Origin of the sequence: Pedobacter sp. KBS0701, from assembly GCF_005938645.2 — a bacterium.
Classification (GTDB): domain Bacteria; phylum Bacteroidota; class Bacteroidia; order Sphingobacteriales; family Sphingobacteriaceae; genus Pedobacter.
Map to the genome: position 1 here is coordinate 820598 of NZ_CP042171.1, position 13684 is coordinate 834281.

The window sequence follows — 13684 nt, forward strand, 5'->3', positions numbered from 1 at the left end:
CAACTAACCAGGGAAATTAAAACTAAATTTATATGATGCTCAATAATTACTCATCTGTTCCGAATATATTTCTTGTACTACCGGCCGTATCAGAACTACACTAATGCGCAAGGAATAAAACCTGTGTCATTTACGGTTTACAAACAATTTTCTGAAATCATCGCTGAGTCGGCGCAACATTAGCTGTAGCTTTTTACAGCGATGTGGTTGGCATTTAATGTTTTTGTATTCCATTAAATATTGTTTTACCGTAAAAACGTTTTAGTGTTTTTGGGTATCCAGCTTAAAGTTAGCAATCATTTTTACGCAATAAGGGTTGGTTTGGCCGATACCTGCAACCGGCATTACGTTTATAAGGCCGAAAGGGAATTCCTTTGTCCAAAATTTGGGAGTGTTTTTGCTTGCTTCCTGTAGTACCATAACAGCCTGTTAAAAATCCCCGGGTTCTAAAGAATACCATTGGTTTATAACGTACAACCAGTGGGTAACAGTTAAAATCATGTAATCCGGGCCAGAACCGGAAAAAACGTATGTGTATATGAAAACAAACAACGATGTTAAAACCTTGCGCTGGCAGATCCATTGGATATTGCTTGCGCTGATTGCACTTTCTTTAACACAGTGTAAACAGGAAAAATTGCAGCAAGAGGATGGTTACGATCCCTCTAAAGAAGTGATGATCACTGATTTTTACCCCAGACAGGGCGGTGTAGGCAATAACCTGATTATTTATGGCGATAATTTCGGGAATGATATCTCTAAAATAAAAGTAACCATTGGTGGAAAACCAGCCAAAATTATCGGGGTCAAAAACAATAGCCTTTATTGTATTATTCCGGAGGAAGCTTACGATGGCAATATCAAAATAACCATAGTTGACGGCAACAACCAGCAACTTGCAAAGGCAATCTCAAAAGAAGCCTTTTCTTATACACGAAAACTGCTCGTTTCTACATTTTTAGGTAAATATTATCAGGTGGCTTCCAATTTTGAAGAAAAAGAGGGGCCGTTTAATGATTGTGGCGCCTTTAAAGGAGTCACCTGGCTTACACTCGATCCAAAAAATCCAAATCACCTCTATTTTTCAGCAGATATTAACAGTTGCCGTTTGATCGATTTCGAAAAAAAATATGTAAGTTATTTCAGAACAGACCTGGACAGGGTATCCATCATCAATTGGAGAATTGATGGCAACCAGGACATGATTGTTTCGCACAACCACTCCAGCGATACCAAAAACGGCAATTACATATTTACCCGTGAATCCAATTTTCTGCAAAAGAAAGCAATTGAAGTTTATGCCCGTGGGGTAAACGGCACTATGGTGCACCCGCAAAACGGGGAACTATATTATTCCAGGTATCGGGCAGGCGATATCCGAAGGTACGATTTTAATACCAGGGAGGATAAACTGGTATTTTCTAACCCTTATAGTGCCGTAGCCGTTTATATGGTGATGCACCCCTCGGGCGATTACGCCTATCTGATTGAATATGAAAAGCATTTTATTATGCGTACCGATTATGATCGTGCTACAAAAACCTTCAAAACACCTTATACCATTTGCGGGGCTGCGGGTAATGCGGGTTATGCCGATGGTATTGGTACCAATGCCAGGTTAAATAGCCCTGTACAAGGCGTTTTTGTTAAAAATCCTGACTATGAAGCTGCGGGAGGAGACCAGTACGATTTCTATTTCTGCGATAAGGCCAACCATGCCATCCGCACCTTAACACCGCAAGGAAGGGTAAGTACCTTTGCCGGGCGTGGCAATAATGGTACAAGCGGTTATGCCGATGGTGATTTACGTACCGAAGCCCGTTTTAATAGTCCACAGGCCATTACCTATGATGAAACCAGGAAGTGTTTTTACGTCGGCGATACTGGCAACTGGCTTATCCGCAAAATAGCTAAAGAAGAATAATTTATAAACACGCAAAATATAATGATGAGATTTATTTTACTTACCTGCCTCATGGTGCTTGGAATTTCCTTTACTATCCGGGCACAGGAGGTGACTGTTAAAGGGACGGTAACTGACGAGAAAAATCTACCCATACCAGGGGTGAGTATATCGGTGAGCAATCTGCCAGGTTTGGGGGCCATCACAGATGGAGAAGGTAAATACAGTATAAAAATGCCCGCCTACCAAACCCTCGTATTTTCTTATGTGGGTTACGAAAAGAAAGAAGTTTTGGTAAAAGAACAGCGCGTAGTTAATGTTACCTTAAAAGAATCGGATGCCAGCGTACTTAATGAGGTGGTGGTCACCGCCACCGGAGCCGAAAAAAAGATAGCCATTACTGGTGCAATTACGACGGTAAATGTGGATCAGCTTAAATCCAATCCATCCACCTCCATTGCCGATGCCCTTGCCGGGGTAGTACCGGGTATACAGGCCATGCAAACTTCGGGACGGCCCGGTAGTATTTCAGAATTCTGGGTGCGCAGTATTTCTACTTTTGGTGCCAGTAATGCGGCCTTGGTGCTGATTGATGGTTTCGAACGGGACATGAACGAAATCAATGTGGAAGATATAGAATCCTTTTCCTTACTAAAGGATGCTTCTGCAACCGCTATGTACGGCAGCAGAGGTGCCAACGGAGTAATCCTGATCAAAACCAAAAGGGGTAAAGAAGGAAAGGTAAATATTAACGCCAAGGTGGAAGGGTTTTACAACACACTTACCAAACTGCCGCAGTTTGTAGATGGTTATACCTATGCCTCCATGGCCAATGAGGCAAAAATTGTCCGCAATCAGGAGCCACTTTTCTCCCGTCCCGAGCTTGAAGTACTGCGTCTGGGGCTTGATCCGGATTTGTTCCCCAATGTAGATTGGATGGATGTAGTGCTACGCGATGCGGCAAAAAGCCAACGCAGTATGCTCAACCTGAGCGGAGGTGGAAAAACGGCCCGCTATTATTTATCAGGCAGTTACCAGAACCAACAGGGGATGTATAAGGTTGATGATGCCTTAAAAGATTATAATACCAATGCCAGTTTCAATAAATATACCTATCGTTTAAGCGTGGATATGGATATTACGAAATCTACCCTGTTAACCGTTGGGGTATCGGGCTCCTTGCGTAAACAAAATGATCCTGGGGTAGGCAGTGATGCCATCTGGACCGCCCTGATGGGCTACAATGCCATTACCTCGCCATTAAGGTACTCGGACGGAAAAATCCCTGCAAGTGATGATGGAGACAATAATCCGGATAATGATATGGACCGTTTTAATCCATGGGTGCAGGGCACTATGACGGGTTATAACGAAAGCTGGAGCAACAATATCCAAACCACCTTGAACCTGAATCAGGGCCTCGATTTCATTACCCCGGGACTCCGCTTTGTAGGACGTTTCGGATACGACACCTACAACAACAATTACATTAAACGTTACAAATTTCCAGAATTGTGGAGTGCTAACCGATACCGCAATACCGCAGGTGAACTGATATTTAAGCGCATTAAAGAAGAACAAAAAATGACGCAGTCATCCGGTTCGGATGGTAATAAAAATGAGTTTTTCGAATGGGAAACCCATTATAACCGCAGTATCGCTGCACATAATTTCGGTGCGGTGATCAAATACAGCCAGGCTTCCAAAGTTTTTACCCAGAATATTGGTACCGATCTTAAAAACGGAATTGCCCGACGCAACCAGGGATTGGCTGGACGTGTTAATTATAACTGGAACTCGCGCTACTATCTTGATTTTAATTTCGGCTACACCGGTTCAGAAAATTTCCATAAAGATTACCGCTTTGGGTTTTTTCCGGCCATTTCGGGCGCATGGAATGTGGGCGAAGAACCGCTTGTGAAGAAACTGGGATGGGTAGATATGTTTAAAGTCCGCTATTCGTATGGGAAAACCGGTAACGATAATTTAGGCAATATCAGGTTCCCTTACCTCTACAGTTTAGAACAGACGGCGGCAGGCGGTTATAATTTCGGGGATTTCGATTCTTCAAATCCCTGGACGGGGATCCGTTACTCTTCGGTAGCGTCGCCAAATGTAACCTGGGAAGTGGCCACCAAGCAGGATTTGGGGATCGATTACTCTTTATTCCACGATAAGATCAGCGGTTCGGTAGATTACTTCAAGGAAAGGCGGGACGGCATTTACATGAGCCGGAATTTTCTACCCGGATTTGTAGGCCTCGAGAACAATCCATCAGCCAATGTGGGTGAGGTAAAAGCACATGGCTTTGACGGTAGTTTTACCTTTAAGCAGCAAATCAATAAAGTCGATTTTACCCTGCGGGGCAATGCCACTTATAGCAAGAACGAAATTATTGAACGGGATGAAGAAAATACCATTTATAGCTATAAACTGCAGGAAGGGCACCGGGTAGACCAGGCCAGGGGGCTGATTGATTTGGGCCTGTTTAAAGATTATGATGATATCCGTAACAGTCCGAGGCAAAGTTTTGGCACGGTGATGCCGGGCGATATCAAATACAAAGATATTAACGGAGATGGGGTTATTGATGATAACGACATTGTGGCTATTGGGGCAACAACCCGACCCAATTTTACTTATGGCTTTGGGATGTCCGCAAGCTGGAAGGGCCTTGATATCAATGTGCATTTTCAGGGTGTAGGCAAATCGACATATTTTATAAACGGCTCTTCAGTTTACATGTTCAGTTTAGGACAGAACTGGGGGAATATCTTAACTGATATTGCTAACAGCAATCGCTGGACTTTGGGTGTTAATGAAGATCCCAATGCGGATTATCCACGTTTAACCTATGGCCCGAATGATAATAACTACAGGGCATCAACCTTTTGGCTCAGGGATGGTTCTTATCTGCGTTTAAAAACTTTGGATATCGGTTATTCTTTACCCAAAAGCCTGGTAAACAGGGCACATTTAAACAATGTCCGTTTCTTTTTAATCGGTACTAACCTGCTTACTTTCAGTAAGTTTAAGCTTTGGGATCCGGAGTTAGGAAGCTCAACAGGGAAAGTATACCCGCTTAGCAAAACATTATCAATAGGCGTATCAGTTAATTTATAAGCAATGAAGAATTTGAAAAAAACAGTGGTGGTTTTAGGTATTCTAGGCACAGTTATAATCATCAATGGGTGTAAGAAATTTCTCGATTCCGATTATCTTTTTGATGAAAGGTTAACCACAGAAGAGGTATTTACCAATCCCGATTATGCAAACAGGTGGCTGGCACAAGCCTACTCTTTTTTGGGCAGTAATTATATGCAGGAGGTAAGTAGCAAAAAATCGGTACCCTTTAATTTTGCGGATGATATGTATTATGGTGACGAAAGTGACGGATACAAAAGATGGAAAAACGGACAATACACCGAAAATGGTCTGAACGGTGAGAGCAAAGAAATCTGGAATACTGCTTACAAGGGTATCAGGCAGGCTTCTGTTTTCATCAATAACATTGATATCAATACCAGATTTACTGCAAAAGAAATTGCCGATTTAAAAGGGCAGGCCCGCTTTTTAAGGGCTTATTTTTATTGGATATTGTTGCGTACCTATGGTCCTGTGCCCATTGTACCCAACGAAGGTATAGATTATACCAAAGAATATGATGACATTGCCCAGCCGCGTAATTCCTATGAAGAATGTGCCGTTTACCTTGCTAATGAGCTTGCTGAGGCGGCCAAAGGCTTATCTATCCAACAAGGTATACAACAAGTTGCAAGACCAACCCGGGGTGCGGCTTTGGCGCTGAGGGCGAGGATATTGTTATATGCGGCAAGTCCGCTGGCTAATGGAAAAGCGCCCGCAGAAGTTGCAGCAGCCATGGTAACCAAAGATGGAAAGCCCTTGCTTTCCCGCACCTATGATGAATCGAAATGGGCGAGGGCAGCTGCTGCTGCAAAAGATGTAATAGATTTAGGGCAGTACCGCTTGTATGTGGCCTATAAAAAAGCAACGGGCGATGCCGCTTATCCGGCCACGGTAACACCACCTTTCGACAGTAATTTTTCTAACAGTGCCTGGCCTTCTGGCTGGAGCGATATTGATCCTTTCGAATCTTACCGTGCTTTGTTCAACGGTACGGTACCGGCTTACCAAAATCCGGAACTGATTTTTACCCATGGTCAAAACCAGGGTGGGGAAGGGATTAATGTGCTGGTATTGCATCAGCTGCCCCGGCTAGAAGGTAAAGGTTATAACTCGCACGGTATGACGCAGAAGCAGGTAGACGCCTATTACATGAACAACGGTAGCGATGCACCCGGCATGAACAGCATGTATGCGGGGAGGCAGGGTTACGAAGGCCGTTTCAATTCGGCACCGCGGGCAACAGGTTATGTAAAACAAGAAGAATTGGCCAGTTATCCGGAATTGGGACCCATGGGTGTAGGGGTAAATAAACAATTCGCACGCCGCGAACCCCGTTTTTATGCTTCGGTTTCTTACAATGGCTCTACCTGGAATTTATTGAATGCTGAAACTGTAAAGGATGAAAAGAGTAATGTGCAGATATTTTATTACCGGGGCGACCCTAATGGCTATAAAAATACCTCTTACTGGCCTCGTACGGGTGTAGGTATCAAAAAATATGTCCACCCGGATGATATTAGCAATGTAGCCGTTACCGCTTACGATCAAACCAGGATGAAACAAAAAGTAGATCCTGCCATTCGCTATGCTGAAGTATTGCTCATTTACGCAGAGGCCCTAAACGAATTAAATGGTTCTTACAATATCCCTTCGTGGGACGGGAGCAGGACGCATGCCATATCACGCAATATTTCAGAGATGAAAAGGGGAATTCAGCCCATCCGCATCCGTGCCGGGCTGGCTGATTATGCGGGTGATGTATATGCTGATCCGAACAAGTTCCGCATTAAATTAAAAAGAGAACGGCAGATTGAGCTTTTTGCAGAAGGACAGCGTTATTTCGATCTGCGCCGTTGGACGGATGCGCCGTCAGAAGAATCGGCTCCGGTTTATGGATATAATGCCTATGCCACCAATGCACAGGCCGATCTTTTCCATACCGTGGTAGAAACACCTTCTTTGCCTTCCATTTTTACCCTTAAAATGTGGTTCTGGCCCATACATTATGACGAATTAAAACGCAATAAATACCTCACCCAAAACCCTGGCTGGACAAATCCTGAATAAGATTAACATTTACAACAATGAAAAAAAAAATATATCTACTATTTTTAATAGTCACAACAGCAATATGCTTTGTATCCTGTAATGATGAATGGAAAAAAGAACAGTTTGTCCAGATGGCATCATTTAAATCAAACCCGACAGCGCAGGGCGTAACCTGGTGTTACATCCGTTATAATGCCCAGGGGAAATTACGGTTTAACCTGCCGGTTATCATCAGCGGTTCTACCCCCAATGTTAAAAACCGCACCATCCACATCGGTTTAGATCCTGATACCCTGGCAAAATTAAACCAGGAACAATATGGGCACAGGCAGGAACTGTATTTCAGGCAGCTGGATAAAAAATATTATACCATGCCCCCAAGTATAGAGGCTCCTGCAGGTGTGAGCATGGTTACCATACCGGTTGATTTTACCCTCGGCGACCTCGACCAGGCAGATAAGTGGGTCTTGCCCTTGCAGATTTTAAGCGATCCGTCTTATGATTACCAGGCGAATCCAAACAAATATTTCCGCCGGACGATGCTGCGCATTACTCCTTTTAACGATTACTCTGGCGAATACGGCGGTACCCTATACAAGATATTTTTAGAAGGGGATACCGAACCTTTGACTTTAAATACCCACAGAACTTTTGTGGTGGATGATAAAACCATTTTTCTTTATGCGGGGATAAGGGATATCGATTACCTGGACCGCAAGAACTATAAAGTATTTATAAAATTTACCGACGAGAAAATCGACCTTCAGAAGAAGAAACTGGAAATCTGGAGCGATAATGCAGGTAATAATAAATTTAAGGTGGGAACAACACAATCTTATTACACCAGGGATGAGGCTATGGATCCAAAACTTCCTTATTTAAAACATGTTTACACCACCCTTTACCTGTCATACGAGTTTGAAGATTATACCACCGTACCCGGACAAAGACTGAAATATAAAGTTGAAGGTACTTTATCCATGCAGCGCGATATGAACACGCTGATACCGGATGAAGATCAACAGATTCAGTGGTAAATGAATTACTCCCTCTGATGGTCGGTGTCTCATCGACCATCGTTAAAAGTTCGACATCAGGCTTTTTACTCCAATCGATACCTTAATAAGGTAACCTGATTGTCGTCTTCCCACCGACCATCATAAAAATAATATGATAACTATATAAAAATTAATTATTCATCAACTTAAAACTACTAAAATTTCCTGTTTCCGATGGATTTCCCTTTACCACAACGCCTGCCCTATATCCCATTCCCCAGGGCACGTATTTGGCTGCTAAAAAATCTGTACGATAAAAACTAAGCCATTCTGTTCCCTGTTTTTTATAGAAAAATTCGATCTGTTTGCCATCGTCGCTAATCAGCATTTTCAATTGCACTGGAGCGGTCAAACTTTCTGTTGATGTTTTATGAACCCTGTATGTGTCTTCAAAATTATCAAAAACAGTTAAACCATTTTTCGAAGCCGTAATCCCTATGCCGCCAAGCTCTCCAGGCCACTTACTTTTAAAAATCGCTCCTCCCAAACAAATGCCTGTTTTAGCTGGGCCAGGATTTACTTCTGCACTAATGCTAAAGTTTACGGATTTAATGTACTGACCTAAAAAGGTGCCAAGCGCATGGTTTTCGTCAGATGCGGCCAATTTTAAGCCTTTATCAAAAAACATCGGCGGTCTTTGCGATTTAGATGGCCACTGCCAGGCAAGATCCAGTTTTTGATCCTGCTCAAAATTATCGGTGAAATTGAGATCGGCTTTTGGCCGGTTGGGAAGGGTTGCATTATGCAATACCGGCCAGCCATCAGCGCCAACCATCAACTCCTCTATAATGCCTTCACGACCTACAAAAACATCGTATTTTTTGTTAAAAGCATGGTAAAGCATAAACATTCTGTCATCCGCAGTTTTTACCACCGTGCCATGGCCCGGGCAGTTCCATTTATCATTGCTCACCATAATCGGATTGTTGCTATATTTTTCCCATACGCCACTATTCAGGTCTTTCGTCCTCGCAATTCCGGTTTTATAATTGCACTTGGCATCGCAGCAACCACCAACTGAATAGAGACTGTAGACATATTCTCCCAAAGTAAAGAAACAGGCCCCTTCTACAAGTCCCGTTTCCCATGGCTGACTATTGGTAAATACCTTGCTTTTTTGCCCGAGCAATTTCGTACGGCTGTCGTTAATTTCCTGTTTCCAGATCCAGCTTTCTTTGCCACAGCCATTGCCGTCGTTTTTCCAGAACGCATAAATTTTACCATTTTGCTGTAACTCAAATGCATCTATGGCACCACATTCATCTTCTATAATTACCGGGCCATTGTCGGTAAATTTACCATTTTCAATTTTATCAGCATCAATCCAGGCCGTACCGCACTGTAAACCAGGATTACCTTTTGTAGCCCAGTTATGGGCTGTATAATAAGCATAAATCCGGTTTTGCTTTTGATCGTAAACCAGTTCCGATGCCCAAAAGTTATTCTCGCCCCACTGGTTTTTCATATCCTTAAATCCATCCGGGAAAACATGATTGATCAGCTTCCAGTTTTTAAGGTCTTTTGATTTATAAATGGTGAAATAAGGAGCCCATTCGTTTGTGGTAGAAGTGGCATAATAAACCTTTCCAACCCTGATGATAGAAGGATCCGGATTATCGCCCGGTAGGGCTGGGTTTACCAATAAAGGGGCAATATCCTCTGTATTTGAATTTACAGACTGTGTTTTTTTTAACCCACAGGAATAGAGGCACAAGCTGATCAGCAATGCAAATAAGCAAATTGCTAATGGTTTTTTTGGTGCTGTCAGAGGCTTTTGTGCGACTGACTTTTTTTGATTTTTTATAAGCTGAACGCCATTTAAAAATTGGTTAAAAAATGTAGATAATCGAAAATTAATCATGTATTTCAAGGTGTAAATTGTCTTTTTGCCGGCTGGTTATTTGTCCGAAAATAAACAATTATATACAGAGAGGAAGGGCTGTTGATGCCGGATGGCTAGGCTTAAATGTATCGTTTATGACTGCTTACAACGGCCCAATCTGTTCCTTTTTAGCTTCTATTCTGTTGGTTTTGTCTGTTGTAATTTGTTGATTTTTAGTGTGTTGTTTTTACGTTTTTAGATCTTATTATATTTTTTTGTAACTGTTTTTCAGATAGGAGATTCTGCGTCTTTTCTGCTTTTTGAGCAGGTAAAATGAGACAAATCAACAATAAATTGAACATATTTTACAAGGTTCATTGGCTTACTTTGGCATATCAACCAATTATAAACTTGTTAAGCACATCAAATGCAAATGTTATCAGCATGGAGATATTTATGAAACCAGATTCCCTCTATCCGGCTTAAACACCTGGTACCACCTGAAAACTACATTTTTTAAACACATAACAATTACTATAAATTAAATTCAATGAAAAACTACAGGTTATTTTATATGCTATTATTGAGCATTTTTGCCGTAAACCTAACTTATGCTCAAAATACACTTAGCAAAATCGAGAAAAAAGACGGATTTAAGATGCTATGGAATGGTAAGGATGCCACTGGATGGCGCGCGATATTCAAAGAGCAGTTTCCTGCCAAAGGCTGGGAAATGAAAGATGGGGTGCTAACGGTACTGGCCTCAAACGGACAGGAGCAGGGCTCTGGTGGCGATATTGTAACCCGGGATGAATTTTCGGCCTTTATTTTAAAGTTCGATTTTAAACTTAGTCCAGGTGCCAACAGCGGCATAAAATACTTTGTAACCGAAGAAGAAAAAACCAACCTATCGGGCATTGGTCTCGAGTTTCAGGTATTGGATGATGAAAAGCATCCGGATGCTAAACTGGGCAAAAACGGTAACCGCAAACTGGCCTCTTTGTACGATCTCATTCCATCCAACAAACCCGCTTCGGTAATTAAACCAATTGGCGAATGGAACAGTGGCGAAGTGCGTGTTTATCCCAACAATCACGTAGAGCACTGGTTGAACGGCGTAAAGGTAGTAGAATATGAGCGTGGATCGGATGATTTCAGAAAATTAGTAGCCGGAAGTAAATATAAAACATGGAAAAACTTCGGGGAGGCTAAAAAAGGACATATTCTGATACAGGATCATGGTAACAATGTTTCGTACCGGAACCTTAAAATAAAAACACTTAAATAACTGGCACGATGGAAGAATCGAGAAGAGACTTTATAAAAAAGGCGGCAATTGCTGCGGCTGGTACCTATGTAGGCAGTTTTGGAATGTCGGCAAAAAGTTATGCGAATATTATTGGTGCCAACGATCGGGTAAGGGTTGGCATAGTGGGCTTTTCAGACCGTTTTAAGGATACACTTTTCCCATGCTTTTTGAACCACAATAAAGAACTGAATTTTGATGTTATTGCACTTTCCGACCTTTGGAATTACCGCCGTACTCTAGGTGCTGAACATATTAAAAACAAAATTGGCCATGGCATTACCTCCTGTAAAAACAATGATGAACTTTATGCCCTGAAAGATCTTGATGCGGTAATCATCAGTACGCCCGATTTTGCACATGCATCTCACGCCATCGAAGCGGTTAAAAATAAAAAGGATGTATATTGCGAAAAACCTTTCGCCGAAACCATGGAAGATGCACGTGCTGCTTTAAAAGCGGTAAGGTCTTCTAAACAGATTCTGCAGATCGGCTCACAGCGCCGCAGTGGACAGAATTATAAAGCAGCTGCCGATTTCATTAAAGAGGGTAAATTTGGCGATATTACCATGGTGGAGTTAAGCTGGAATGTGAACCAGCCGGGCCGCTGGCGCCGTCCTGATCTGGTCGCCAGACTGAAACAAGAAGATACCGATTGGAAACGTTTTTTGCTGAACCGCCCGTATGAAGCCTTTGATCCGAGGATTTATCTGGAGTACCGTCTTTTCTGGCCCTATTCTTCGGGTATGCCCGGGCAATGGATGAGCCACCAGATTGATACCGTGCATTGGTTTGCCGATTTATCACACCCCAGAAGCGTAACCGCAAATGGTGGTATTTATCAATGGAAAGATGGTCGCCGGAACTGGGATACCACCACTGCTGTTTTTGATTATGGGCCATTTGACGACCTTACGAAAGGTTTTCAGGTAGTCTTTACCTCCAGAATGCACAATGGAGATGAAAAGCCTGCGGAGATTTATTATTCGAACGGCGGGGAACTGAACCTGATTACCAACACCATATCACCACATGGCGGGTTAACTGAGAGGGCAGCAGCGGCCATGAAAATGAAACCGAATCTTTTGCCCGAAATTAAACTCGCAGCGCCGTCGGCCGCGGCGGCATCGGCCAATACGGGAGCCGATGTATTAAGCTCTAACCATATGCGCAACTGGCTGGAATGTATCCGCAGTAGAAAAGAGCCTAATGCCCCTGTAGAAGCGGGTTATCAGCATTCTATTGCAAACATTATGACCAATGCTGCAGTGCGAACCGGTGGAAAAGCAACCTTTGATGCCACCCGCCAGGAAGTAATGGTAGAAGGAAAAGTATTTAAATATTAACAGCCTCAAACAACAAAGTGCCTGGTCTGTGGGAACACAGACCAGGTTTTATTTTTCACACATAAGGTACTAAGGGGCATATAGCTTATATGTTCTTTTATTTCTTAAATTGGGTGAGATGGTGTACAAAAGTTTGTGTCCTCAAAACTTTTGCTTAAGAAAGTATTTTTGGTTTATCACCACCTGAGTCAAGTAAACTCACCTGAGTGCCAAGGTCTGTGCCCTCAAAGATCTTTCGCATAAAGCTTTATGTTTTGTGGTCACTCCGCTACCTGATTTAAGCCGCCGGTTTCCTTACTCAGCGAATTCATGTATTCCTGCGGCGACACTTTAAAATACCTCAAGAAATTTTTATTAAAAAGGCTCTGTGAGCTGTAACCCACCATTTTTGCAATCTCAAAAAAAGTAAACTCATTTTGGGCAATCAGCCTGGTTGCTTTTTTAAGTCGTGTCACGTCAATAAGTTCTTTCGGCGATAGGGCAGAAATGGCTTTTATCTTGCGGTAAAGGGTAGGTCGGCTCATGTGCATGTGCTCGGCCAGCTGGTCGATATCCAGGTAAGGGTCCTGAATGTTTTTACGGACATATTCATCCAGCCTTTTTAAAAAAGCTTCTTCAATTTTAGAATTGGCCACCACGCGTACATCCTCGAATGGCGAACTTGCAAAATGGGCCTTTATTTTTAAGCGGTTCTGAAGCAGGTTAGTCACCTGAACACGTAATAACTGTGGGGAAAATGGTTTTTTAATGTACAGATCTGCACCCACTTCCAGGCCTTCAATGTGTGCCTTGTAAGTGTTTTTGGATGTTAATAAGATAATGGGGATGTGGCAATATTCTACGTTCGATTTGATGAGCCTGCAAAGCTCAAAACCATCAATGCCGGGCATCATAATATCCGAAATAATCAGGTCTACGATTTCATTGTCTAAAATTTCCTGGGCAACTTCACCATTAATTGCCAAATGCAATTTATAGGTGTTTCCGAATACCTGCGTTAAAAACTCCAGGATATCTTCATTGTCGTCAATAACTAAAATGCTCTCCATCATA

The 13684-nt window shown here is 42.5% G+C and carries 9 protein-coding genes; 6 read left to right on the forward strand and 3 right to left on the reverse strand.

Translation table 11 applies throughout. The features are described from left to right. Window positions 1-261: 261 nt before the first annotated feature. The gene (locus tag FFJ24_RS25955; protein ID WP_168202370.1) at window positions 262-420 is read right to left on the reverse strand and encodes a hypothetical protein; all 159 of its coding nucleotides are present in this window, start codon (window positions 418-420) and stop codon (window positions 262-264) included. Between the two features lie 118 nt (window positions 421-538). Here FFJ24_RS25955 and FFJ24_RS03315 point away from each other — a divergent pair, with 118 nt between their 5' ends. Genes FFJ24_RS03315 through FFJ24_RS03330 form a run of 4 tightly spaced genes read left to right on the forward strand, consistent with a single transcriptional unit; the run spans window position 539 to window position 8136 of the window. Beyond that, window positions 539-1924, forward strand: coding sequence for an IPT/TIG domain-containing protein (locus FFJ24_RS03315; protein ID WP_138822532.1), 1386 nt, complete (start codon window positions 539-541; stop codon window positions 1922-1924). A gap of 21 nt (window positions 1925-1945) precedes the next feature. Beyond that, window positions 1946-5026 carry a TonB-dependent receptor gene (locus FFJ24_RS03320; RefSeq protein ID WP_138822534.1) on the forward strand — a complete coding sequence of 1027 codons (3081 nt, stop codon included), beginning with the start codon at window positions 1946-1948 and terminating at the stop codon, window positions 5024-5026. A 3-nt stretch (window positions 5027-5029) separates the two neighbouring features. Further along, window positions 5030-7117 carry a RagB/SusD family nutrient uptake outer membrane protein gene (locus FFJ24_RS03325; protein ID WP_138822536.1) on the forward strand — a complete coding sequence of 696 codons (2088 nt, stop codon included), beginning with the start codon at window positions 5030-5032 and terminating at the stop codon, window positions 7115-7117. 17 nt (window positions 7118-7134) lie between these two features. Beyond that, window positions 7135-8136 (forward strand): DUF4973 domain-containing protein, encoded by a 1002-nt coding sequence (locus tag FFJ24_RS03330; RefSeq protein ID WP_138822538.1) that lies wholly within the window; start codon window positions 7135-7137, stop codon window positions 8134-8136. Between the two features lie 151 nt (window positions 8137-8287). On the opposite strand, the gene FFJ24_RS03335 is transcribed toward FFJ24_RS03330, so the two are convergent. Continuing rightward, window positions 8288-9799: a glycoside hydrolase family 43 protein gene (locus tag FFJ24_RS03335; protein ID WP_168202371.1), complete on the reverse strand. Its 1512-nt coding sequence runs from the start codon at window positions 9797-9799 to the stop codon at window positions 8288-8290. Window positions 9800-10529: 730 nt separating this feature from the next. Between FFJ24_RS03335 and FFJ24_RS03340 the strand changes: the two genes are divergently transcribed. After that, window positions 10530-11267: a DUF1080 domain-containing protein gene (locus FFJ24_RS03340; RefSeq protein WP_138822542.1), complete on the forward strand. Its 738-nt coding sequence runs from the start codon at window positions 10530-10532 to the stop codon at window positions 11265-11267. A gap of 8 nt (window positions 11268-11275) precedes the next feature. Beyond that, complete coding sequence (locus FFJ24_RS03345; RefSeq protein WP_138822544.1) at window positions 11276-12631, forward strand: Gfo/Idh/MocA family protein; 1356 nt, start codon at window positions 11276-11278, stop codon at window positions 12629-12631. A 260-nt stretch (window positions 12632-12891) separates the two neighbouring features. On the opposite strand, the gene FFJ24_RS03350 is transcribed toward FFJ24_RS03345, so the two are convergent. Continuing rightward, on the reverse strand, window positions 12892-13683 hold the full coding sequence (locus tag FFJ24_RS03350) for a DNA-binding response regulator (protein WP_138822546.1): 792 nt from the start codon (window positions 13681-13683) through the stop codon (window positions 12892-12894). Window position 13684 lies beyond the last annotated feature (1 nt).

Excerpts from the sequence above, each read along its gene's own strand:
- FFJ24_RS25955 (WP_168202370.1), bottom strand. The coding sequence starts at position 420 with ATGGTACTACAGGAAGCAAGCAAAAACACTCCCAAATTTTGGACAAAG.
- FFJ24_RS03315 (WP_138822532.1), top strand. The coding sequence starts at position 539 with ATGAAAACAAACAACGATGTTAAAACCTTGCGCTGGCAGATCCATTGG.
- FFJ24_RS03320 (WP_138822534.1), top strand. The coding sequence starts at position 1,946 with ATGATGAGATTTATTTTACTTACCTGCCTCATGGTGCTTGGAATTTCC.
- FFJ24_RS03325 (WP_138822536.1), top strand. The coding sequence starts at position 5,030 with ATGAAGAATTTGAAAAAAACAGTGGTGGTTTTAGGTATTCTAGGCACA.
- FFJ24_RS03330 (WP_138822538.1), top strand. The coding sequence starts at position 7,135 with ATGAAAAAAAAAATATATCTACTATTTTTAATAGTCACAACAGCAATA.
- FFJ24_RS03340 (WP_138822542.1), top strand. The coding sequence starts at position 10,530 with ATGAAAAACTACAGGTTATTTTATATGCTATTATTGAGCATTTTTGCC.
- FFJ24_RS03345 (WP_138822544.1), top strand. The coding sequence starts at position 11,276 with ATGGAAGAATCGAGAAGAGACTTTATAAAAAAGGCGGCAATTGCTGCG.
- FFJ24_RS03350 (WP_138822546.1), bottom strand. The coding sequence starts at position 13,683 with ATGATGGAGAGCATTTTAGTTATTGACGACAATGAAGATATCCTGGAG.